The 21348-nt window shown below is 69.8% G+C and carries 20 protein-coding genes; 9 read left to right on the top strand and 11 right to left on the bottom strand.

The features are described 5' to 3' along the window. Window positions 1–26 precede the first annotated feature (26 nt). The 4 genes from AB0M47_RS17040 to AB0M47_RS17025 all read right to left on the bottom strand — a co-directional run bounded on the left by AB0M47_RS17040 (window position 27) and on the right by AB0M47_RS17025 (window position 6942). Entirely contained in the window at window positions 27–2252 is a 2226-nt protein-coding gene (locus AB0M47_RS17040; RefSeq protein ID WP_363414056.1) for a carbohydrate-binding module family 20 domain-containing protein, read from the bottom strand. A gap of 353 nt (window positions 2253–2605) precedes the next feature. Then, on the bottom strand, window positions 2606–4243 hold the full coding sequence (locus AB0M47_RS17035) for a cellulase family glycosylhydrolase (RefSeq protein ID WP_363414053.1): 1638 nt from the start codon (window positions 4241–4243) through the stop codon (window positions 2606–2608). A 195-nt stretch (window positions 4244–4438) separates the two neighbouring features. Continuing rightward, entirely contained in the window at window positions 4439–6028 is a 1590-nt protein-coding gene (locus tag AB0M47_RS17030) for an ABC transporter permease (protein WP_363414051.1), read from the bottom strand. Further along, entirely contained in the window at window positions 6025–6942 is a 918-nt protein-coding gene (locus tag AB0M47_RS17025) for an ABC transporter ATP-binding protein (RefSeq protein ID WP_363414048.1), read from the bottom strand. The genes AB0M47_RS17030 and AB0M47_RS17025 overlap by 4 nt, the downstream gene beginning before the upstream one ends. Window positions 6943–7021: 79 nt before the next feature. Here AB0M47_RS17025 and AB0M47_RS17020 point away from each other — a divergent pair, with 79 nt between their 5' ends. Further along, window positions 7022–7519, top strand: a complete 498-nt coding sequence (locus AB0M47_RS17020; RefSeq protein WP_363414045.1) for a MarR family transcriptional regulator — start codon at window positions 7022–7024, stop codon at window positions 7517–7519. 3 nt (window positions 7520–7522) lie between these two features. Here the strand turns inward: AB0M47_RS17020 and AB0M47_RS17015 are convergent, their stop codons facing one another. Next, window positions 7523–9187 carry a family 10 glycosylhydrolase gene (locus tag AB0M47_RS17015; protein WP_363414042.1) on the bottom strand — a complete coding sequence of 555 codons (1665 nt, stop codon included), beginning with the start codon at window positions 9185–9187 and terminating at the stop codon, window positions 7523–7525. Window positions 9188–9367: 180 nt separating this feature from the next. Between AB0M47_RS17015 and AB0M47_RS17010 the strand changes: the two genes are divergently transcribed. Continuing rightward, complete coding sequence (locus AB0M47_RS17010; protein WP_363414039.1) at window positions 9368–11053, top strand: serine/threonine-protein kinase; 1686 nt, start codon at window positions 9368–9370, stop codon at window positions 11051–11053. On the opposite strand, the gene AB0M47_RS17005 is transcribed toward AB0M47_RS17010, so the two are convergent. The 3 genes from AB0M47_RS17005 to AB0M47_RS16995 form a co-directional block, all read right to left on the bottom strand. After that, a complete protein-coding gene (locus tag AB0M47_RS17005; protein WP_363414036.1) occupies window positions 11050–11499 on the bottom strand; it encodes an SDR family oxidoreductase in 450 nt (149 codons plus the stop codon). The genes AB0M47_RS17010 and AB0M47_RS17005 overlap by 4 nt on opposite strands. Continuing rightward, on the bottom strand, window positions 11499–12236 hold the full coding sequence (locus AB0M47_RS17000) for a Sir2 family NAD-dependent protein deacetylase (RefSeq protein WP_363414033.1): 738 nt from the start codon (window positions 12234–12236) through the stop codon (window positions 11499–11501). The genes AB0M47_RS17005 and AB0M47_RS17000 overlap by 1 nt, the downstream gene beginning before the upstream one ends. A 127-nt stretch (window positions 12237–12363) precedes the next feature. Further along, a complete protein-coding gene (locus AB0M47_RS16995; protein WP_363414030.1) occupies window positions 12364–13242 on the bottom strand; it encodes a diiron oxygenase in 879 nt (292 codons plus the stop codon). A 64-nt stretch (window positions 13243–13306) separates the two neighbouring features. Here AB0M47_RS16995 and AB0M47_RS16990 point away from each other — a divergent pair, with 64 nt between their 5' ends. Genes AB0M47_RS16990 through AB0M47_RS16970 form a run of 5 tightly spaced genes read left to right on the top strand, consistent with a single transcriptional unit; the run spans window position 13307 to window position 17408 of the window. Beyond that, window positions 13307–13972 (top strand): TetR/AcrR family transcriptional regulator, encoded by a 666-nt coding sequence (locus tag AB0M47_RS16990; RefSeq protein ID WP_363414027.1) that lies wholly within the window; start codon window positions 13307–13309, stop codon window positions 13970–13972. Continuing rightward, window positions 13969–14235: a DUF4873 domain-containing protein gene (locus AB0M47_RS16985; RefSeq protein WP_363414024.1), complete on the top strand. Its 267-nt coding sequence runs from the start codon at window positions 13969–13971 to the stop codon at window positions 14233–14235. Before AB0M47_RS16990 ends, AB0M47_RS16985 begins: the two co-directional genes overlap by 4 nt. Next, window positions 14232–15704: an NAD(P)/FAD-dependent oxidoreductase gene (locus AB0M47_RS16980; RefSeq protein WP_363414021.1), complete on the top strand. Its 1473-nt coding sequence runs from the start codon at window positions 14232–14234 to the stop codon at window positions 15702–15704. The genes AB0M47_RS16985 and AB0M47_RS16980 overlap by 4 nt, the downstream gene beginning before the upstream one ends. Then, on the top strand, window positions 15694–16611 hold the full coding sequence (locus AB0M47_RS16975) for an SDR family oxidoreductase (protein ID WP_363414018.1): 918 nt from the start codon (window positions 15694–15696) through the stop codon (window positions 16609–16611). Before AB0M47_RS16980 ends, AB0M47_RS16975 begins: the two co-directional genes overlap by 11 nt. Continuing rightward, window positions 16608–17408 (top strand): alpha/beta fold hydrolase, encoded by an 801-nt coding sequence (locus AB0M47_RS16970; RefSeq protein ID WP_363414015.1) that lies wholly within the window; start codon window positions 16608–16610, stop codon window positions 17406–17408. The genes AB0M47_RS16975 and AB0M47_RS16970 overlap by 4 nt, the downstream gene beginning before the upstream one ends. Before the next feature lie 67 nt (window positions 17409–17475). Here the strand turns inward: AB0M47_RS16970 and AB0M47_RS16965 are convergent, their stop codons facing one another. Genes AB0M47_RS16965 through AB0M47_RS16955 form a run of 3 tightly spaced genes read right to left on the bottom strand, consistent with a single transcriptional unit; the run spans window position 17476 to window position 19778 of the window. Continuing rightward, entirely contained in the window at window positions 17476–18747 is a 1272-nt protein-coding gene (locus AB0M47_RS16965) for an MFS transporter (RefSeq protein ID WP_363414012.1), read from the bottom strand. 6 nt (window positions 18748–18753) lie between these two features. Further along, a complete protein-coding gene (locus AB0M47_RS16960; protein WP_363414009.1) occupies window positions 18754–19311 on the bottom strand; it encodes a helix-turn-helix domain-containing protein in 558 nt (185 codons plus the stop codon). 29 nt (window positions 19312–19340) lie between these two features. After that, the gene (locus AB0M47_RS16955; RefSeq protein ID WP_363414006.1) at window positions 19341–19778 is read right to left on the bottom strand and encodes an NUDIX domain-containing protein; all 438 of its coding nucleotides are present in this window, start codon (window positions 19776–19778) and stop codon (window positions 19341–19343) included. 17 nt (window positions 19779–19795) lie between these two features. Here AB0M47_RS16955 and AB0M47_RS16950 point away from each other — a divergent pair, with 17 nt between their 5' ends. Further along, window positions 19796–20815, top strand: a complete 1020-nt coding sequence (locus AB0M47_RS16950) for a Gfo/Idh/MocA family oxidoreductase (protein ID WP_363414004.1) — start codon at window positions 19796–19798, stop codon at window positions 20813–20815. Between the two features lie 36 nt (window positions 20816–20851). Beyond that, complete coding sequence (locus AB0M47_RS16945; RefSeq protein WP_363414001.1) at window positions 20852–21328, top strand: hypothetical protein; 477 nt, start codon at window positions 20852–20854, stop codon at window positions 21326–21328. Window positions 21329–21348 lie beyond the last annotated feature (20 nt).

Raw genomic sequence — 21348 nt, 5'->3', positions numbered from 1 at the left:
ATGGCGGCGGGCAACCAGTCTCTAGATCACTTCCAGGTGTCGCTGACGGCGTACCCGGTCGACGATCCGGTGGTGAACGTGCGGTTCGCGCCGCTCTCCCACGTCACGTTCCCGGCGGCGTCCTTCTTGATGTACTTGTACTCGAAGGAGGTGTTCTTCGGCAGGATCACCAGCCGCCGCCACGTCGGGTACGCCGCGGACGACAGCGGGATCGCGTTGACGGGGTCCCACGACCCCAGGGCGGCGATCGAGCCGACGACGTAGACGTTGGTGCCGGACGTCGTGGTCGCGTACTCGGCGAACGTCAGGTCGGTGGCGTCCGCGTTGGCCACGCTCCAGGTGTTGTTGAGCGTCTGCGCCGCCGTCCCGGTGGTGAGCGTGCGGTTGGCGTTGCTCTCCCAGGTGACGTTCCCGGCGGCGTCCTTCTTGATGTACTTGTACTCGACCGCGGTGCTGACCGGCAAGGCGATCGATCCGGTCCACACTGGATATCCGGTGCTCGACAGCTTGACGGCCGACGCCGTGTTCCACGATCCCAAGGCGGGGATGCTGCCGACGACGTAGACGTCCGTCCCGGTCGTCGTGGTCGCGTACACGTTGAACGTGTCGGAGACGGTCGTGCCCGTCGGCGAAGCGGTGGGCGACGCGCTTGCCGACGCACTCGGCGAGGCGCTCGGGGAGGCGCTCGGCGAGGCACTCGGGGAGGGGGAAGCCGAAGCCGAGGTGCTGGGCGAGGCTGTCCCACCGCCGGACCGGGCGTTGACGTGGATCGCGACCGCCCCGTTCGCCGGGATCGTCACCGAGGCGGTGCCGCCCGACACCGTGATCGCCGTGCCGGCGCAACCGCTGGTGGTCGCACCGCCGGTGATCACGTCGCAGTAGGTTCCGTTGGCGAGGCCGGTGGTGTAGGTGGCGGTCGACGCGCTGGCTGAGGCGTTGATGCCGACCCAGCCGAGCGACCCCCGGTGGAACCCGATGATGTTGCTCGCGGTCGCGGTGAAGTCGCTGACCGTCGTCACGGCCGCGGTCGCGTTGTGCCAGCCGACCATTCCCTTGACGCCGGTCGACTGCGTGATGCACTGCCAGGCGCCGGAGGTGCAGCTCGCGTCCGTCACGAACCCGTTGGCGTCGGCCGGCGGCGACTGCCCCGTGCTCGACGTCGAGAACGTGAATCCGTCGTAGACGGACGGTTGGCCGTACGGGTAGGCCAGCAGGAAGTAGTTGGCCAAGGTGTACTTCGTGCCGTCCTGGTACCGCAGGGTCGTGCCGTCCCGCTCCAGGTCGTGGTTGGTGACCATGGCGTACGTCTGGTCGCTGGTCGCGTCGAGGGACCAGGACGGGATGGTCGACAGGTTCGCCAACGTGCCGTTGGTGAACTGCGTCTTGAGGCCCATCGCGTACGAGAAGCCGAGGACGTCGCCGTTGGCGGTGAACGCCGCCGGCTTCAGCTCGCTGTTCGACGCGCCGGTGAAGACCTCCTGCGCGATGTAGGGCGCCTTGTTCTCGGCCGTCGTGTTGGTGAGCAGCGCCCGGATCGCGGCGAAGTCGGCCACCGAGACGTGCTTGGCCGCGTCGACCCGGAATCCGTCGACGCCGAGGCCGATCAGATCGTTCAGGTACGCCGCGATCTTCGCCCGCACCGTGCTGCTCTGCGTCTTCAGGTCCGACAAGGACAGCAGCATGCAGTTCTGGACCTCGGCGGTGTTGTTCCAGTCGTCGATGACCCCGTCGTCATCGGAGCAGTAGCCGTCGTTCGGGTGATGGAAGTCGTCGTACGCGTACGGGACGGCCGGATACGTGTAGCCGGTGGGGCTGAACGTCGAACCGCCGTACGTCGTCGTCAGCGTGTTGTTCGCGCCGGCCATGTGATTGACGACCGCGTCGGCATAGACGCGTACGCCCGCGGTGTGGCAGGCGGTGACCATCGCGGCGAACTGCGCCCGCGTGCCGAAGCGGCTGGTCAGTTTGTAGGAGACCGGCTGATACACCTCCCACCACGGATGTACGCCGGCGTCACTGGTGGCCAGGCTGACCGACTCCGCCGGCGGAGCCACCTGGACCGCGCCGTACCCGGCCGGGCCGAGATGGTTGGTGCAGGCGGCAGCCACCGAGTTCCAGTTCCACTCCCAGAGGTTCGCCGTGACGTCGCTGTCGTTGAGCGTCACCGCCGCGTTCGCGGTCAGGCTGGGCAGTGCGGTGGTCGCGAGGCCGACCGCGATCGTCGCGATCACGGCCGCTTTTCGGAATTTCATGGGCACGGACTTCCTTCTGCGAGCGCCTGGGTGGAGAGGGGCTTGCATCCGTTGACGGAGAGGGTGCTCGAATGTTTCAGATACGTCAATAACTTGCTGCAAGACTTTTCAGCCATGTTTCGGTGAGTGCAGGTCGCGGCGTTGTAAGTCCGCAAGAACGGCCCATCACGCGCAACCGAGCTCCGCGCCCCCGGGGCGCGCGTGACTTCCGGAGACTGGCGTACGTATCAGCGCCCGTGATGGGTACGTGACCATCCGGAGATCGCCAACACCCACGCACGACGGTGACGCTGCGCAAGTCTCGTCAAGCAAGAAACCCGCGCAGCGTCACAATGGACGGCCTATCCCGGGGCTCAGACCGAGCAGGTCACCCCGTTGAGCTTGTACCCGCTGGGTGTCGGCGAGGACGGCCCGTTCGCCTGGAAGTTGAAGCTGGCCGAGGCGCCGGCCGCCAGGTTCGGCGCCCAGGTCGGCGCGGCCGCGGTCAGTGTCTGGCCGCTGGCCGTGACGGTCGCGTTCCACCCGTTCACGAGGCTGACGCCGCTCGGCAGGGTCAGCGTGGCGACCCAGTTGTTGACCGTCGCCGTTCCGGTGTTCTTGACGGTCACGGTGGCGTTGAAGCCCTGCGGCCACGAACTGTCCACCTTGTACGTCACGGAACACGCACCCGTACCACTCCCACCAGTGGGGGAAGTCGACGCCGACGGCGAGGTGGAGGACGAGGCCGAGGAGGTGGGCGACGAGGTGGCCCCCGATCCCACGGGAGCGATCAGGTACGGCCCGACGATGTTCTGCTTCTGGGTGTTCACCGTGACCCAGTCGTCGGAGACGATGCCTCCGGTGTCGCCGGAGTTGGGGTTCCACGCCCAGTAGGTGAACGAGATCCCGTTGACCCCGGTGCCCATGTAGGACATCAGCTTGGTCAGCCACTGGACGTCCAGCGGGTTGGCGAGCGTACTGCCGAACTCGCCGACGAGCACCGGAGCGGTGTTGTTCTTGTAGAGATAGCCCCAGAAGTGGTCCCAGACGGCGGGCAGGTTCTCGGGGAACGTCGCGTCGTTGAACCACGGCTGCCGGTCGTACACGGAGATTCCGTAGTCGTGCGCGGAGTAGACCAGCCGGTTGGCCGTGTTCAACTGCACCGGGTACTGCGCGGCGCCGGCCAGGTTGCCGCCCCACCAGTCACAGGTCATCGGGTCGTCCGGAATGGAGTCCCAGACGTTCGGCGAACCGCCGGAAGGGCAGCTGACGCCTTCGACCACGATGAGCCAGTTGGAGTTGACCGACAGGATCGCGTTGCCGATGCGCTGCGCCGCCAGCCGCCAGTCGCGGGCGGTGTCGCCGCAGCCCCAGCACGCGCCGGTGCCACTGGGATCGGTGCCCTCGGCGTGCGGCTCGTTGAACAGGTCGCCGCCGATGACGGTCGGGTTGCCGGCGTACCGCTGGGCGAGCATCTGCCAGTCGGCGATCATGCTCGCCTCGGACACCGCGGCGGTGTACCACAACGGCGTCTGACCGGCCGCGCTCGGGCGGTGCCGATCAAGGAGGATGCGCATGCCCTTCTGCCCGGCGTACGCGATGACCTTGTCGAGGATCTGGAGGGGCGAGTTGCCCACGAGGTCCGGATTCACGTAGTCGTTGATGCCCGTGGCCGTGGCGCCCGGCTTGAGCGCGTCCCCGGAGTAGGGGACGCGGATCGTGTTGTAGCCGAGCTGCGCCATGTGGTCGATCTGCGACTTCCAGGTCTGGCTGGACCACAGACCGTGGAAGGTCCGGTTGTCGGTCTCCATGCCGAACCAGTTGATCCCGGTGAGCCGGACCGTGGCGCCCGTGCTGTCGACGAGCTTGCTGCCGTTGGTGTGCAGGTAGCCGACTCCGGTGCCGGCGGCCTGCGCGGGGGTGGCGGTGGTGAGCAGGGTGGCCACGACGAACGTGGCGGCGCTGACGGCGAGCGCGGACAAGGCCGCGCCCCAGCGTCTTCTGGGGGACATCGTGCACTCCGTCCGTGGAGAATGGAGGGTTGTTCCGGCCTGGGCGGGCCGGTTGGTGCCTTATCGAATGTAATCGAAAACCCCGCGCCTGTCTGCGCCACCGCGTTGATCATGGGCTATACGGCCATGACACGCCGTCGAGACCACAGTTAACTCCATGATCAACGCGGAGAGAGCGCAGCGATCGAAGGAGGGCTAGCCGATGTCGCGGCGGCGGAAGCCGGCGAAGCCGGCCACCGTCAGCGCGACGGACAGCACGAACAGCCAGATCAGCGGCGGCCACGTCATCGCACCACCCGGCAGGTGCGGGACGTGCGTGAACGGGGACAGGTCGAGCGCCCATTGGCTCAGCCGCAGGACCGCGCCGAGCTGCCCGAGCAGCAGGAACGCCGCCAGCAGCACCCAGCCCGCGCCGGCGAGTCTGGGCGCGAACCCGAACAGTGCCAGCACGATCGCGACGGTCAGCCAGATCGCGGGCAGCGCGACCAGTGCGGCGCCGACGATCCGGGGCAGCTGACCGGTGACGTCGCCCGCACTGCCCCCATAGGACAGTCCGCCGACGAGCCCGACGACCAGCATGCTCATCGCCGGCCCGCCCAGCGCGAACAGCACGTAGCCGGCGTTCCAGCGCGACCGGCCGACCGCGGTGGCCAGGATCGGTTCCAGCCGCCCGGTGGTCTCCTCGGTCCGGGCGCGTACGGCGGCCTGAATGCCCTGCCCGGCGGCGGCGATGGCGGTGATCGAGATCAGCGTGACCATGAACAGGTCGCCCAGCGCGGTCGCGCCGCCGAGCCGCTGGAACATCTCGGCCAGTTCCGGGCTGTCCTTCAGCGCGTCCGAGGCGGTGGTCGCGGCCGAGCCGAGCACCCCGCTGATCACGGCGAACCCGATCAGCCAGCCGATCAGGCCGCCACGCTGCAAGCGCCAGGCCAGGCCCAGCGGCGAGGAAAGGCTCCGCCCGGCCCGCGGCGGTCCGGGCCGCGGGGCGACGAGGCCCGCGTCGATGTCGCGGCTGCCGGCCAACTGGTACGCCCAAAGCCCGAGCGCGACGGTCACGACGATCAGCACCGCCCCGATCCACCAGCGTTCCCCGGCGTACGGGCGGATGCGCTGGGCGAACCCGATCGGCGAGAGCCACGACAGCACGGAGTTCTCGTCGCCGTTGGCGTCGCCGGCCGCCCGGAGCAGGAACGATCCGCCGAGGACCGCGCCGAGGATCCAGCGCGCCGTCCGGGCGCTCTGGGTCAGTTGGGCCGCCAGTCCGGCCACCGCGCCGAAGAAGGCGCAGAGGACGGCGTACTCGAGGCCGAAGGCCCAGGCTCCGACGCCGGGGGCGGCCGAGGCGAGCCCCAGCGCGGCGAGCACTCCGATGATCGCGCTCGCGCCGAAGGCGAGCAGCAGCGCCGACGCCAGTTGGGCCGGCCGGCCGACGACGGTCGCGCCGAGCAGTTCCCGGCGGCCCTGCTCCTCCTCGTTGCGCGTATGCCGGATGACGGTGAGCCCGACGGCCAGCGCCGCGATGATGACGAGGATGCCGGACCGCCAGGCGGACAGCTGCCCGAGGTTCGGGGCGAAGATCGGACCGTAGAAGCCCGTGATCGACGGCGAGGCGATCATGGACTTCGCGAACTTGGCCAGCTCGACCGGATCGGGGTAGAGCGCCTTGAAGCTGCCGGCCACGCTGGCCGGGAACAGGGCCAGCAGGACGACCCAGAGCGGCAGGATGATCCGGTCCCGGCGCAGGGCCAGCCGCAGCAGCTGCCCGGTGCCCGCGAGCGCGCTCACGACTTCGCTCCGACCGTTACGGCGTCGGCGTCGCTCTGGTAGTGCCGCAGGAACAGCTCCTCCAGCGTCGGCGGCTGGCTGGTCAGCCCGCGTACGCCCAAGGAAGCCAGGTGCCGCAGGGTCTCGTCGAGGACGGCGGTGTCGACCTGGAACTTGACCCGGCTGCCCTCGACCACGAGGTCGTGTACGCCGGGCATCGTGGTGAGCCCGTCCGGCGGCGACGCCAGGTCGGCCGCGATCGACGTACGCGTCAGGTGGCGCAGCTCGGTGAGGGTGCCGGTCTCGACGGTCTTCCCGGCGCGGATGATGCTCACCCGGTCACAGAGGGCTTCGGCCTCGGCCAGGATGTGGCTGGAGAGCAGGACGGTCCGCCCGTTCTGACGTTCCTCGTTGATGCAGGCCTGGAAGACGGATTCCATCAGGGGGTCGAGCCCGGAGGTCGGCTCGTCGAGGATCAGCAGTTCGGCGTCGCTGGCCAGGGCGGCGACGAGGGCCACCTTCTGCCGGTTGCCCTTGGAGTAGGTCCGGCCCTTCTTGCGCGGGTCCAGTTCGAAGCGCTGGATCAGTTCGTCGCGCTTGCCCTTGTCGCCGCCGCCGCCGCGCAGCCGCGCGAGCAGGTCGATGACTTCGCCGCCGGTCAGCGTGGGCCACAGGGTGACGTCGCCCGGGACGTACGCGAGCCGCTTGTGCAGGGTCACCGCGTCCTTCCACGGGTCGCCGCCGAGCAGGGTGGCGCTGCCTCCGTCGGCTTTGAGGAGGCCGAGCAGCACCCGGATGGTGGTCGACTTGCCGGCGCCGTTGGGGCCGAGGAAGCCGTGGACTTCGCCGCGGCGGACGACCAGGTCGAGCCCGTCCAGCGCCTGCGTCGGCCCGAAGCTCTTGCGCAGGCCCGACGCCTCGATGATGTTTTCCATGATTCGGACGCTACACTTGCTTCACAAACTTGTGAAGCTTGTGCCGTGTCAAAATCGTGTTGTGACGCAGGGAGCAGAGATGGCGCAGAAGCCGACGACGAACGGACCGCCGGGCCGGGACGAGGACGGCGTACGCCGCTTCGTCGAGCACACGGCGCTGACCTTCGCCAACTACGGGATGCCGCGGATGGCGGCCCGCGTGCTGATGCTCCTGATGGCGGCGGAGGAGTCGACGCTCACCGCTGCCGAGATCGCCGACGGACTGGCGATCAGCCCCGCCGCGGTCTCCGGCTCGGTCCGCTATCTGCAACAGCTGGGACTGGTGGTGAAGGAGCCGGTGCCGGGCTCGCGCCGCGATGTCTACCGGCTGCCGGACGACGCCTGGTATCAGGGCGCGATGGTCAAGGGTGGCATCTTCGCCACCGTCGGCAGACTCGCGGCCGAAGGAGTATCGGCCGCCGGCGGACGGGGAACCGTCGCCGGCGGCCGGATCGCCGAGATGGCGGACTTCTACGCGTTCATCCAGGACGAGATGGCGGGCCTCCTCGAACGATGGGAAGCGCGCCGCGCCGGGTGAGCGCTAGTTGACGGTGAAGCGGCCGATGCCCGGCGCGCTCTCGTGCCACACGCGGTCGAGCGCCGTCACGACATACGTGTACGCCGTCCCCGCGACCGCCGTGGTGTCCAGGTAGGACAGGCCACGGACCGTGCCGATGAGCTGGCCGGCGTCGGCCAGGTCGCACGGCTCGGGCAGCGGGTCGCGGCCCTCGTAGCGGTAGATCGCGAACGACGTCGGGTCCTCGAACGGCCGCCCGTGCGTTCCGGGAGCCAGCCACTGCAGGCGTACGCCCTCCGCCTCGCGGCGCAGGTGCGTGATGACCGGCGGGATCATCGGCTTGGCGGCCACCCGCTGCAGCGCCGGGGGCAGCGACGGACGCGAGTAGTACGCGGCCGCGTACAGGTCGGTCGCCCCGAGCCGGTTGGCCTTCACGTCCTTGGCCGAGAAGTGGATGCTGCCGTCGACCTCGGGCAGCGACCGGTTGAGCGCGATGTGCTTGCCCATCTCGTTCGGGTCGAACCAGGCCGCCGGCTGTCCGGCCGCGGAGATCTTGTAGTCGGCCTGGCCGATGTAGAGCTGGCACTGGGTGCCGGCGACGACGTCGGCCCACCACGGCACCAGCTTGGCGTAGTCGGCCACCGCGAGGCCGATGTTCCAGTAGACCTGCGGGACGATGTAGTCCAGCCAGCCTTCCTTGACCCACTTGCGGGTGTCGGCGAAGTTGGCGTCGTAGGACTGCGTGCCGCCGGTGTCCGAACCCAGCGGGTCGGCCGCCTTGTTGCGCCAGATGCCGAACGGGCTGACGCCGAACTTCACCCACGGCTTGGCCTCGCGGACCTTCACCGACATCTCCTGGATCAGCAGGTCGATGTTGTTGCGCCGCCAGTCCGCCTTGGTCGCCCAGCCCGCGCCGTGCTCGGCGAACGTCGCCTCGTCGCCGAAGTCCTGGCCGGACGCCGGGTAGGGGTAGAAGTAGTCGTCGAAGTGCACGCCGTCGAGGTCGTACTTGGTGACGGCGTCCATGATGGCGTCCTGCACGAACGCGCGTACCTCGGGGATGCCCGGGTTGTAGTAGAGCCGGGTCGCCGCGTTGCCGACCGGGTAGGCCACCGCCCAATCGGGGTGCTGCTGGACGGGGTGGTTGGGGGCGAGCTTGGTGATGTCGCCGGCCGCGCCACCAGGGCCGGGCATGGAGACCCGGTACGGGTTGAACCAGGCGTGGAACTCGAGGTTGCGGGCGTGCGTCTCGGCGACCATCCAGGCGACCGGGTCCCAGCCGGGGCCGACGCCGTCCCGCTTGCCGGTCAGCCACTCCGACCACGGCTCGTACGCCGAGGGCCAGAACGCGTCGGCGGTCGGCCGGATCTGCACGACCACGGCGTTGTGGTTGAGCTGTTCGGCGAGGTCGAGCCAGGCCCGGTAGTCGGCCTTGAGGGTCTGCTCGTCCAGCCCGGCCGCCTTCGGCCAGTCGATGTTGACGACGCTGGCGATCCACATCGCGCGGAACTCACGCTTCGGCGTCGCGGGGTCGACCTCGCAGCTGGACGTGTCCGGGACCGGGAACGGGTTCGGCGTGCCCGCCAGGGTCGAGGGCTCCTCGGCGAACGCCACGCCGGGGAGGGCGGCGGTCAGCGGAGCCGCCAGTGCCAGAGCCGTGAAGGTACGGCGAGGCAGGGATGGGGACATCGTTGTTCCTCCAGGGGCTGCTCATTCAAGGGGGTGCTCGCTGTTAAAGTTTCACCATTTCTTCCCGGTTGGCAATACTCCTTAACGACGCAAACTCCGGGTCACCACCGGCAGCCGAAGGTCGGTTTACGCCGACACCCGCAAGATGGCATGCTTGCCCACGTTCGCGGGGAGGGGTGGATGGCGGGAGTACAGGCGCTGCGGCCGAGCGACCAGCTCCAGATCGGTGGCTATCAGCTGCTGGGACGCCTTGGTGAAGGCGGGATGGGCACCGTCTACCTGGCACAGTCGCCGGACGGCTCGCAGGTCGCCCTCAAGGTCATCCGCGATCATCTGCTCGACCGGGAGGAATTTCGCGAGCGGTTCCGCGGCGAGGTCGCCCGCGCGAAGACCGTCCCGCCGTTCTGCACCGCCGAGGTCATCGAGGCCGATCCGGATCACGATCCGCCCTACCTGGTCGCCGAGTACGTCGACGGGCCGACCTTGGCCGACATCGTCAAGGAGTCCGGCCCGCTGAGCGGCGCGACCCTGCAGTCGCTCGGCATCGGCGTGGCCACCGCGCTGACCGCGATCCACGGCGCCGGCATTATCCACCGCGACCTCAAGCCGGGCAATGTGCTGCTCCCCCGCGGCGGCGTCAAGGTGATCGACTTCGGACTCGCCCGGGACTCCGACACCCCGACCGGCATCACCCAGGCCGACCAGGTCATGGGCACCGTCCCGTACATCGCACCCGAGCGGCTCAGCGGCGGCCTGAAGGCGGTGAACGCCAAGGCCGACGTCTTCGCCTGGGGCGCGGTCATGTGCTACGCCGCGACCGGGCACACCCCGTTCGCCGGGGACACTCCGGCGACGACGGCGATCCGCATCCTCACCGAGGCGCCCAACCTGACCGGCGTCAGCGGGCCGCTCCGCGACGTCGTCGCCCAGGCGCTGTCGAAGGACCCGGCCGAACGACCGGCCGCCCGGGAACTGCTCGACCTGCTCATGTCGGTCGGCTCGACCCGCAAGGTGCCGCAGGACGTCATGATCCCGGCGCAGGCGGCGTACGAGGCGACGGCGGACGACGAGACGACGGTCAGCACCCGCGTCCCGGTCCGCAAGCCGCGCCGCCGCGTACGCACTCTCGGTATCGTCCTCGCCACCGTGATCGCCCTGGTCGCCGCCGGCATCTTCGCGTACGGCGTGTGGCCGAACGCCCGCAGCCTCGCCGGCGATCCGACCGCCTCACCGTCGGTGCAGACCTCGCCGCCGACGCCACTGACCATTCCGGACGACTTCCAGCTCGTCATCGACGACCCGCTGACGAAGTCCGACAACTGGATCCAGCGGACCGAGAAGGAACTGGACGCGCGGTGCTTCTACGACGCGCGCGGCTTCGTCACCGAGGTGACCGGCCCGGTATACCGCTGCCAGGGCCCCTCCGGGAACAACTACCGCGACTTCGCCGTGAGCGTCACCGTCACGCTGGTCGCCGAGGGCACCTGCGCGGGCATCTGGTTCCGCTACAACGGCAGCGTCGGCGACGCGCTCCAGATCTGCCAGGACGGCGCGTACTTCGTGCGCCATGAGAAGGACGCCAACGGCGACTGGAGCAATCCCACCCGGCTCGCCATGGCGTTCGACGAGCCGCTCGCGGTCGGCCAGTCCGCCCGGTTCACGATCCTCGCCGTCGGCGACACGTTCACCTTCGGCCGCGACGGCTTCGTGCTGGATCACCGGGACGAGACCACCTATCCGAAGGGCCGGATCAATATCGGTGTCCTGCAACGGGATCCGGCGGATCAGCCGACCCAGTACTCGGCCGCCTTCAGCCACATCCAGATCTGGGCGCCGATCGACCCCTCCGGTCGCGCGACCAGCTAACGCGCCTCCGGGTCCAGCCCCAGCACGGCTCGCCCACCGTCCACAGGCACCACAGCACCGTGGACGAAGCTCGCCGCGGGTGACAACAGGAACGCGACCACCTCGGCCACCTCACTGGTACGCCCGACGCGGCCGACCGGATGAAGCCGGTTGAGTTCGCGCCGAACCCGTTCCGGAGCGTCGTCCAGTCGGCCCGTCGCGATGGAGCCCAGCGCGACCGAGTTGACCCGGATGCCCTGACGTCCATAACCGACAGCCAAGGCCCGGGTCAGGCCCTCGATCGCGGCCTTCGCCGTGGCGTACGGGAGGGCGCCGGGCACGGCTCGCTGCGCCTGATGCGACGACACGTTGACGATCGCGATGACCGTGCCGTCCTGGCTCAACCGCTCGGCGATCGCCCGGCCGATGCCGCGCCCACCACCCGTGACGACATAGGAGCGCTGCATTACGCGTACTCCTGGAGAAGCGTCTGGACCAGCTTCGGCAGTGCCTCGCCGATAGGCTCGCGCACGATGGTGCTCGCGAGCGGGTCGTACGGCGTGGCCTGCGCGTTCACGATGGTGATGCGCGCGCCGGCCTGCGCGGCGATCGCGCACAGCGACGCCGCCGGTTCGACGGTGAGCGACGTGCCGACGGCCCAGAAGAGGTCGCAAGCCGCCGCGACCTGCGCGGCCCGGTCGATGGTGTCCGGATCGAGCATCTCGCCGAACATGATCGTCCCGGACTTGAGGATGCCGCCGCACTCGGTGCAGCTGGGATCGGGCTCGCCCTCCTCGACGCGGTCGAGCGCCTCGCGCATGGTCGTACGCGCACCGCACTCCACGCACCGCACGGTGAACATCGTGCCGTGCAGCTCGATGACCTTGCGATCGGCGATCCCGGCCTTCTGGTGCAGCCCGTCGATGTTCTGCGTGACGACGCGCAGCGGGAACCCGTTACGCGCCAAGTCCGCCAGCGCCTCATGGGCCGCATTCGGCCGGGCTGTCCACGCGGGACTGTCCTTACGAGCCAGCCAGGACGCCTTCCGCACCTCTTCGTCGGCCAGGTAGTTCTGCAGCGTGAACAGCTTCTCCTTGGCCGGGTCGCGGGTCCAGACGCCGTTCGGGCCGCGGAAGTCGGGAATGCCGGAGTCGGTGGAGATCCCGGCCCCGGTGAGCACAGTGATCAGCGGCTTCTCGCTCATGCGCCCATCATCCCAGCTTGTGCCCGATCCGGCAGGATCGGCGCAGCAGCCATGATCAGCGGAAGTCTGGTGGGGTTATGGCACCGCGAAACTTCCGCTGATCAAGGCGCACCTGCGGGGACGGAGGTTAGACGAGGCCGGCGCGGGACCAGAGCAGGCGCGCGGGACCGCGTACGAGGCCGAGGTCGCCGAGGTAGCTGGAGACGCGGGAGGCGGACCAGCGCAGGGTCTCCTGGAATCGCGGGTTCGCCCGAGCGGCGGCCTGGCCGTCGCGCGGCCGGATGCCGACAGCGGCGTAGACGCGGGGGTGCACGAGCCGTCCGGCGATCGAGTACGCCGCCCGCGCGATCACGATCCGGGCGTACGCGCTGCGCAGCGGGCCGGCGGCGGTGACCTGGCGGGCCAGTTCCTCGCGGGCGTACCGGACGTGGCGGGCCTCTTCGACGACGTGGATGCGGGAGACCATGCGGATCAACGGTTGCAGCGTGTCGTCGCCCATGATCTCGCGCTGGAACGAGTCGAGGATCTCCTCGGCGATCAGGATGGAGGCGTACATGTGCGGGCCGCGCGCGGTGGCCTTGAGCCAGCGGCCGAGCGCGTGGTCGAACGGGCTCGCCGGGTAGACCGGGCAGCCCATGGCTTCGATGAGCCGGCCGAACATGATCGAGTGCCGGCATTCGTCGGCTACCTCGGTCAGGGCGTACTGGGCGTGGCGGCTGGTCGGGTCGCTGTCGTAGTACTGCCGGATCAGCATCTCCATCAGGATGGTCTCGAACCAGAGCCCGGCGCTGGCCGCGCTGGCCACCTCGTGCTTGGTCAGTTCGATCCGCTGCTCTTCGGTCAGCCCGTCCCACAGCGGCGTGCCGTAGAGGCTGCTGCGTTCCGGCGGCAGCCAGTAGCGGCCCGGTTCCGGCGGTGCGGACCAGTCGATCTCGACGATCGGGTCGTAGCTCGTGCGCAGTGAGGACTCCAGGAGTCTCTCGGCGGTCAGCTCCCGTGCCTCCATGAGTCCTCCTGAACGAGTGGTGCGGCTATTGACGTTACGGGTCGTAACTGTTACGAGTAGTAGCATGCAAGGCGAGGGCACGGAAGTCAATGGACGCAAGCAGCGCTGGGCCGCCCATCGGGAGCAGCGCCGGGTCGAGCTGATCCAGGCCGCCATCGCGGCGGTGCTGGAGCACGGGCCCGAAGTCGACATGGAACAGGTGGCGGCCACGGCCGGGGTCAGCAAACCCGTGCTGTACCGGTACTTCGCCGACAAGTCCCAGCTGTGGATCGCCGTCGGGCAGCATCTGGCCGGGGTCGTGGTGAACGCCGTCGCCCCCGCCGTCGAGCAGGTACGCGAGGAGCGCACGCTCATCGAGGCGACCATCGACGCGTACCTGGGCGTCATCGAGGCCGAGCCGAATCTGTACCGCTTCGTCATGCACCAGTCGGGGATTCCCGGCGTGCATCAGCTCATCGTCGGGGCCAGCCGGGAGGTGGCGGTCGAACTCGCCCGCGTCATCGGCGATCGGCTGCGGGCGCTGGGGCTCGACGCCGGTCCGGCCGAGCCGTGGGCGTACGGGCTGGTCGGGTTCGTGCAGTCGGTGGGCGACTGGTGGATGCAGCACGGCCGGCCGATCCGGCGCGAGGCGTTGACCGACTATCTCACCGAGCTGCTGTGGAGCGGGTTCGACGGGCTGCGGCGGCGGGCCGACCTGCCACTGTCGCTGACGATGAAGGTGGAGCAGTGAGCTACACGGGCGAGGGCCGCATCGGCGACCTGCCGGTGACCGTCCATTTGAGCGGCCGGTGGGAGCCGGTCGACGGCCGCTTCCATTGGGGCGGCCGGATCTCACCGTCCACCGAGGTCGCCCAGCTCGTGCGGAGCGGCAACCGGGACGTGATGGTCCACATCGGAGAGCAGCCCGCTCCGGCCCGCCTCGGCGAGGTGGACCCCTGGGGCGGCGTACGCGTCACCGGAGTCGGCGCACCCCCCTGGGAGGACGAGGAATGACCCAGCACGTCGACATCGCCATCGTCGGGGCCGGCTTCGGCGGGCTCGGCGCGGCGATCCGCCTGAGCAAGGCCGGGTTCGGCGACCTGCTCGTGTTCGACGACGGCGACGACGTCGGCGGCACCTGGCGCGACAACACCTATCCCGGCTGTGCCTGCGACGTGCCGTCGCATCTCTACTCCTTCTCCTTCGCCCCCAATCCGGACTGGTCGAACACATTCTCCGGGCAAGCCGAGATCTGGGCGTACCTGCGCGGCTGCGTCGACCGGTTCGGTCTGCGGGAGCGCATCAGGACCGGGCATCGGGTGACCGACGCCGCCTGGGACGGCACGCGCTGGGTGATCACGACGAGCCAGGGCGAGTACACCGCTCGCGTCCTGATCGCGGCGGCCGGCCCGCTCAGCGATCCCGCCATTCCGGACATCCCCGGGATCGGCGACTTCCAGGGCACGGTCTTCCACTCCGCACGCTGGCGGCACGACCACGACCTGTCCGGCAAGCGGGTGGCGGTCATCGGCACCGGCGCGTCGGCGATCCAGTTCGTCCCACACATCCAGCCTGAGGTCGCGAAACTGTCGCTGTTCCAGCGCACGCCGGCTTGGATCATGCCGCGACTGACCCGCCGGATCAGCCGCGTCGAGCGCCTGATCTACCGGCACGTCCCCGGCGCGCAGCGGCTCGCGCGCCTGGGCATCTACTCCGTCCGCGACGCGATGGGCGTCGGCTTCCTGCACCCGCGCGTCAACCGGCTCGCGTCCCGCCTCTCGCTGCGCACGCTGCGGCGTCAGGTCCGCGATCCGCAGCTCCGCGACAAGATCACGCCACGATACGCGATGGGCTGCAAACGAGTCCTGATATCCAATGACTACTGGCCGACGCTGACCAAGCCGAACGTCGACGTCGTGACGTCGGGCATCGCCCGGATCACGGCCGGCGGCCTGATCACGGCGGACGGCGTGGAGCATCCGGCCGACACGATCATCCTCGGCACCGGGTTCCACGTCACCGACTCGCCGATCATGCGGCACATCCGGGGGGCGGACGGCCGAGCGCTGAGCGAGGCCTGGACACCGAGCATGTACGCGTACCGGGGGACCACGGTGCCCGGCTTCCCGAACCTGTTCTTCCTGCTCGGCCCCAACACCGGGCTCGGGCACACCTCGGTCGTGCTGATGATCGAGTCGCAGCTCAACCTCGTGGTCAAGGCGCTCAAACACATGCGGGCGCGGGGCCTGGCCGCGATCGAGCCGACCCCGACGGCGCAGCGCGACTGGTCGGCCACGATCGCGAAGAAGATGCGCGGCACCGTGTGGGAGACCGGCTGTTCGAGCTGGTACCTGGACGCGACCGGGCGCAACACCACCATCTGGCCCGGCTTCGCGACCAGCTTCCGGTGGCGTACGCGGCATTTCCGGGCCGCGGACTATGTCGCACCGAGCGCAGTGAAGGAGCACGCCGATGCGCTATGACCTGGCGGGCAAGACCGTTCTCATCACCGGCGCGGCGCGTGGCATCGGCGCCCAGGTGGCCCGGCTCGTCGCCGCCCGGGGCGCGAAAGTAGCCCTGGTCGGTCTCGAACCGGCGCTGTTGAGCGACGTCGCCGCGGAGGTCGGCGGATTCGCCTACGCCGCCGACGTCACCGATCAGTCCGCGTTGGACAGTGCGGTGGCGGCCACGGTGGACCACTTCGGGCGGCTCGACGTCGTCGTGGCCAACGCCGGGATCGCGAATCTCGGCACCGTCGCGACCGGCCCGATCGACGCGCTCGTGCGTACGGTCGAGGTGAATCTCGTCGGAGCCATGCGGACGGTCAGCGCCGCCCTCCCCCACGTCGCCGAGGCCAAGGGACACGTCCTGATCGTGTCGTCGGCCGCGGCGTTCACCGCGATGCCCGGCATGGCGGCGTACTGCGCGTCGAAGGCGGGCGTGGAGCAGTTCGGCAACGTGCTCCGGCTGGAGGCGTACCACCGGGGCGTCACGGTCGGCACCTGCCATCCGATCTGGATCGACACCGACCTCGTCCGCGACATCCGCGACGACCTCGCCTCGTTCCGGTACGCCCAGAAGCGGCTGCCCTGGCCGCTGAACAGCGTCATCTCGGTCGAGCAGTGTGCGCAGTCGATCGTGCGCGGCATCGAACGCCGCAAGCGCAAGGTATACGTCCCCCGGTCGATGGCGCTGGTGCAGGCGCTGCGCCCGATCGTGCTGTCGGGCTTCGCGGACCGCGTGATCCGAGCCGGGGGCGCCGGCCGGCTGGTCGGCCAGATGGAGGAAGAGGTCCGGGGTTTGGGCCGGGCCTTCGGGAAGACGTCGGTAGGGACGCCCACTGCGGAGGCGTCCCTACCGGCACCTGAGCGGGCGGGAGCGGACGCGTGAAGGTCAACCACAAGCGGGCCGGCACCGGGCCGACCCTCGTGCTCGTGCACGGCATCGGCCACCGGCATCAGGCCTGGGAGCCCGTCTTCGACGCGCTCGCCGCCCACCACGACGTCATCGCGCTGGACCTGCCGGGGTTCGGCGCGTCTCCCGTCCCCGACGGCGGCATGCCCCGGAGCATGACGGCCACCGTCGAGGCGATGATCGCGACGTTCGACGAATGGGGGCTGGACCGGCCGCACGTGGCCGGCTACAGCCTCGGCGGGGCGATCAGCCTGGAACTGGCCGCGGCGGGAGCGGTCGCGTCAGCGACCGCGTTCTCGCCCGCCGGGTTCTTCACCGAAGCCGAGCGCCGCCGCGCCCTGCGCATTCTCACGACGCTCCGCGTGACCACGTTCGCCCCGACTCCCCTGGTCCGTCTGACGTGCGGACGACCGGCGTTGCGCGCCACGTCGTTCGGCTCGCTGATGGCGTACCCGGGGAATCTGGACAACGACCGGGCGCTCGGGGACGCCCTCGCGCTACGGCGCGGCAAGGGTTTCCGGGCGGTGGCGCGGGCGTCGAAGGGCTACCGCTTCGACTCCCCGAGACTCGACGGCGCGATCCCGGTAGCGATCGGCTGGGGCGAGCACGACCGGATCTTCGGCGTGCACATGGCCGACCGAGCCCGCGCGGAGATCCCGACCGCCCGCGTCGTCCGCCTCACCGGCTGCGGCCACGTCCCGATGAGCGACGACCCTCACGCCGTCACCGACCTCATCCTAGAAACTACAAACGCTAACGCTAGAACCGCGTGATCATTGCGCCAGCCATGCTGCTTCACGCAGCGTTTTGTCCGTGGAAACCGCATGGCTGGCGCAATGATCAGGCGTCGGCAAGGGTGCGCATCTTCGGCAGCGGGGAGACGAGGAGCCAGCCGACGGCGAGCACGCCGCCGATCGCGCTGACCCACAACGTCGTATGCACGCCGAGCAGCGTGCCGAGGGCGCCGCCGAGCACCGCACCGATCGGCCGGATGCCGTAGTTGACTGTGCGATGCGCGCCGGAGACCCGGGCCCGCAGCTCGTCCGGGACGGCGGCGGTCTGGATCGACCCGCTGCAGATGTCGAGGATCATCACACCCGCGCCGGAGAGGAACTCGGCGGCGGTCAGCATGACCAGCACGGTCACGTGACTGCCAGACGCCGCCGGCATCAGCAGCAGCGGCGCGGGGAACAGGACGTAGCCGAGGATGAGCGCCGGGCCGACCCCGATCCGCTGCGCTAACCTGCTCGCCACCGCCGCGCCGAGCAGCGCACCGATCGAGGCGATGCCCAGCACGAGCCCCAGTACGCCCGGCGAGATGCCCAATGTGGTGGCCGCGTACAGGATGATCAGCGCGGAGAACATGTAGTTGAAGAGGTTCAGCGTCGTGCTGCCCGCGAGCATCATGCGCAGCAGCCGTGAGCGCCACAGGAACCGCAGGCCCTCCCCCAGTCCGAGACCGGGCGTGGTGCTCGGCGGCGGCTCGGTCGCCTGGATGCGCGCCAGCAGCAGACCGGAGAACAGGTAGGAGACGGCGTCGGCGATCAGCGCCACCGGCGCGGTGAGCACCTGCACCAGGACGCCGCCCGCCGACGGCCCGGCCACATAGGACATCGCGCGGGCGCCGTTGAGCAGCGAGTTGGCCTCTAGATAGGACTCCTTGCCGACGAGCGAGACGAATAGGGTCGTGCGGCACACTTCGAAGAGGACGGAGAGCGTGCCCACCCCGAACGCCACGAGATAGAGCTGCGGCATCGTAAGCAGGCTCAAGGCGTACAACAGGGGGATCGCGAGCAGGAGGGCCGCGCGACCGAGGTCGGCCGCGATCATGATGCGCCGCTTGATCGGCCGGCGGTCGACCCAAGCCCCCGCGAGTAGGGAGAAGAGCAGGCTAGGCAGCAGCCCGGCGGCGGTGAGGTAGCCCATCTCCGCAGCGCTCGCGCCCGCGCCGAGCACGGCGAGCAGCGGCAGGGCGAGCCCGGAGATCTGGTCGCCGAAGAGCGAGATGGTCTGGCCGGTCCAGAAGCGACGGAACTGCCGTTCGCGCAGCAGCCGGGGAATCCAGCTCTTGCGGGTGGGTGTGGGGGTTTCCGGGGCGAGGGTGGTGGTCATGCCGGACTACTCCTCGGTCGGGGGTGGCGCCTGCGTGAGGACGAACTGGAGGATGTCGACGGCTCGCACGCCGGGGCGCTGGGGATCGCGATAGCCGGCGACGAGCGCTTCGACGGCCTGACCGAGCTGGTCGAGCTCCTCGGGCGTGACGTAGACGGTGACGTCGTTGGGGCCGGTCAGCCGCCGCCACTCGACCGGTTCGGCGTCGGCGCGCCGCAGGAACTCCTGCTCACGCTCTAGGTAGCGGGCGGCGATCATCGCCTCGAGGTGGCCGACCGCCTCCCGCGTGGGCCCGTCCTCGGCGTCGCTGCGCCAGCTGGTCACCTCGGCGGTGGCCCGCCACGGCTTCTCCCGGTTGTCGGCGCCCTCGGCTCGTTCGACGAGCCCGTACTTGGCCAGCATCCGCAGGTGGAAGGAGCAGTTGGGCACGCTCTCGCCCAGCTTGTCGGCAGCCTGGGTCGCCGTCAGCGGCCCTTCCCGGCGCAGCAGCCCCACGAGCCTCATGCGCACCGGGTGCGCGTACGCCCGCAGCGCGACAGCGTCGTCCAAGCGTTTCTCGGTCACATCCTAAAGATAGCTTTAGAAAGAAGTCTCTACAATATGCGGGACACCTCGTCGACGTGTTCGCGCAGGTAATCGGCCAGCTCCGGCGGGAACAGCTCGCGGTCCGCCAGCGCCTGTTTCGTCAGCGGGATCCGGTCGACGGCGTACTCGCCTTTCGAGGGGTCGCTGAACTCCGGGCCGTGCCGCTTGGCGAAGTCCATCGAGATCAACCGGGCGGCGAACAGATGCTGCAACGGCGACTTGCCGTCGGCGTACGGGGTCACGCGGCTGGTCAGCAGGACCGGCTCGCCGATCTCCGCCTTCATCTCCTCGTCCAGCTCCCGGCGCAGCGCCGCGACGAGGTCGGCGTCCTCCGGCTCGACTCCGCCGCCGGGCAACGCCCAATACACCGGTACGCCCGGCCGCTGCCGCCGGAACACCACCAGGTTGTCACCTTCCAGCAGAGCTGCGCGTACGCGTTCCTTCATGCGCTGAGTCTGGCACGATGATCCATGTGCGGGTAGGAATAGCCGGATACGGCGTCGCTGGGCGGATCTTCCACGGCGGGCTGCTCCGTCAGACACCGACGGCCGAAGTGGTCGCGGTGGTGACCCGGAACCCGGACCGCCGGGCCGAGGTCGCCGCCGACTTCCCGGCCGCCGCCGTCCGGGACGACCTGACCGGGATGCTCACCGACGACCGGCCCGACCTCGTCGTGCTCGCGACGCCGACACGATTCCACGCCGACGCCGCGTTGGAGTGCTTCGCCTCGGGCGTACCGGTCGTCGTGGACAAGCCCATGGCGCTGGACGCCGAGCAGGCCCAGCAGATGGTCACCGCCGCCGAAGTCGCCGGCGTCGCCTTCACGCTCTTCCAGAATCGGCGCTGGGACAGTGACTTCCTCACCGTGCGGCGGCTGATCGCCGAGCACGAACTGGGCGAGGTGCTGCGCTTCGAGTCGCGGTTCGAACGGTGGCGGCCCGAGCCGTCGCCCGGCAAATGGCGCGAAGACCTGCCGCCGGAGGAAGGCGGCGGCTCGCTGCTCGATCTGGGCAGCCACCTCGTCGACCAAGCCGTCCAACTGCTCGGACCCGTCCACTCCGTGTACGCCGAGGTCGCGTCCCGGCGCGGCACCGCGGCCGACGACGACGTCTTCCTCGCGCTGACCCACCTCGGCGACGTCCACTCGCACCTGTCCTGCGGCAACCTCGCCGGCGCGCCCGGACCCCGGATGCGCGTACTCGGAAGCGGTGGGGCGTTCGTCGTCCACGACCTCGACGGGCAAGAAGAGGCACTGCGTACCGGGCGGCGGGTCGTCACCCCGGTCGGCCGGCTGTGCCGGGGCGCCGAGTTCACGCCGGTCGAACCGACACCCGGCGACTGGGCCTCCTACTACCCGGCCGTCTTCGCAGCCGTCGAAAGCGGCGGTCCGATGCCGGTCGACCCGTTGGACGGCGTGCACACGATGGAGGTGCTGGACGCCGCCCGCGCCTCGGCCGCCTCCGGCTCCACCGTCTCCCTCTGAGCGGGAAGTGTCGTACCCCGGCGATACTTTCGTGAGGTGTTTTCACCGCTCACCGACGACCGCACTCCGTCGTCCGTCGTGACCGGCCTGGTCGACGACGTGCTCGCCCTCGCCGAGACCTGGCCCGCTTGGGACGGCACGCCCCGCCCCTCCGGCGACCGCGTCTACACGCCGCACAAGGCGATCCGGCGCGTCGCGGACCACCTCGTCGATCACCTCGCCGAGCTGGAGGCGACCCTGGCCGGCGTCGACCCGCTGCCCGATCACTGGCATGCCTCAGCCGTCACGACGGCGGCGGATCTGGCCGAGTTCACCGCCGAGGACCTGGCCGAGGCGCGCAGCCGGCTGACCCGGCTGGCCGAGATCTGGCGGCTGCGGCTCGACTCGCTGACCGACGACGAGCTGGACAAGAGCACCGGCGGCTGGTCGCCTCGGGAGCTGGCTTTCCACGTCGCCGAGTCGGTCTATTACGCCGAGGTGGTGGGCAACTTGGCACCGAGAACGCCCGCCTAGCGTGTCCCGGCGCGGCGGGG

It is taken from the genome of Hamadaea sp. NPDC051192 (genome assembly GCF_040682475.1).
GTDB lineage: Bacteria > Actinomycetota > Actinomycetes > Mycobacteriales > Micromonosporaceae > Hamadaea > Hamadaea flava.
Note: the sequence above shows the minus strand (reverse complement) of the source record. Positions and strands in the feature narration are given on the sequence as shown.

Bases quoted from the DNA above. Each gene is read 5' to 3' on its own strand.
- AB0M47_RS17040 (WP_363414056.1), bottom strand. From the start codon at position 2,252: ATGAAATTCCGAAAAGCGGCCGTGATCGCGACGATCGCGGTCGGCCTC.
- AB0M47_RS17035 (WP_363414053.1), bottom strand. From the start codon at position 4,243: ATGTCCCCCAGAAGACGCTGGGGCGCGGCCTTGTCCGCGCTCGCCGTC.
- AB0M47_RS17025 (WP_363414048.1), bottom strand. From the start codon at position 6,942: ATGGAAAACATCATCGAGGCGTCGGGCCTGCGCAAGAGCTTCGGGCCG.
- AB0M47_RS17020 (WP_363414045.1), top strand. From the start codon at position 7,022: ATGGCGCAGAAGCCGACGACGAACGGACCGCCGGGCCGGGACGAGGAC.
- AB0M47_RS17015 (WP_363414042.1), bottom strand. From the start codon at position 9,187: ATGTCCCCATCCCTGCCTCGCCGTACCTTCACGGCTCTGGCACTGGCG.
- AB0M47_RS17010 (WP_363414039.1), top strand. From the start codon at position 9,368: ATGGCGGGAGTACAGGCGCTGCGGCCGAGCGACCAGCTCCAGATCGGT.
- AB0M47_RS17005 (WP_363414036.1), bottom strand. From the start codon at position 11,499: ATGCAGCGCTCCTATGTCGTCACGGGTGGTGGGCGCGGCATCGGCCGG.
- AB0M47_RS17000 (WP_363414033.1), bottom strand. From the start codon at position 12,236: ATGAGCGAGAAGCCGCTGATCACTGTGCTCACCGGGGCCGGGATCTCC.
- AB0M47_RS16995 (WP_363414030.1), bottom strand. From the start codon at position 13,242: ATGGAGGCACGGGAGCTGACCGCCGAGAGACTCCTGGAGTCCTCACTG.
- AB0M47_RS16990 (WP_363414027.1), top strand. From the start codon at position 13,307: ATGCAAGGCGAGGGCACGGAAGTCAATGGACGCAAGCAGCGCTGGGCC.
- AB0M47_RS16980 (WP_363414021.1), top strand. From the start codon at position 14,232: ATGACCCAGCACGTCGACATCGCCATCGTCGGGGCCGGCTTCGGCGGG.
- AB0M47_RS16975 (WP_363414018.1), top strand. From the start codon at position 15,694: ATGCGCTATGACCTGGCGGGCAAGACCGTTCTCATCACCGGCGCGGCG.
- AB0M47_RS16965 (WP_363414012.1), bottom strand. From the start codon at position 18,747: ATGACCACCACCCTCGCCCCGGAAACCCCCACACCCACCCGCAAGAGC.
- AB0M47_RS16955 (WP_363414006.1), bottom strand. From the start codon at position 19,778: ATGAAGGAACGCGTACGCGCAGCTCTGCTGGAAGGTGACAACCTGGTG.
- AB0M47_RS16950 (WP_363414004.1), top strand. From the start codon at position 19,796: ATGATCCATGTGCGGGTAGGAATAGCCGGATACGGCGTCGCTGGGCGG.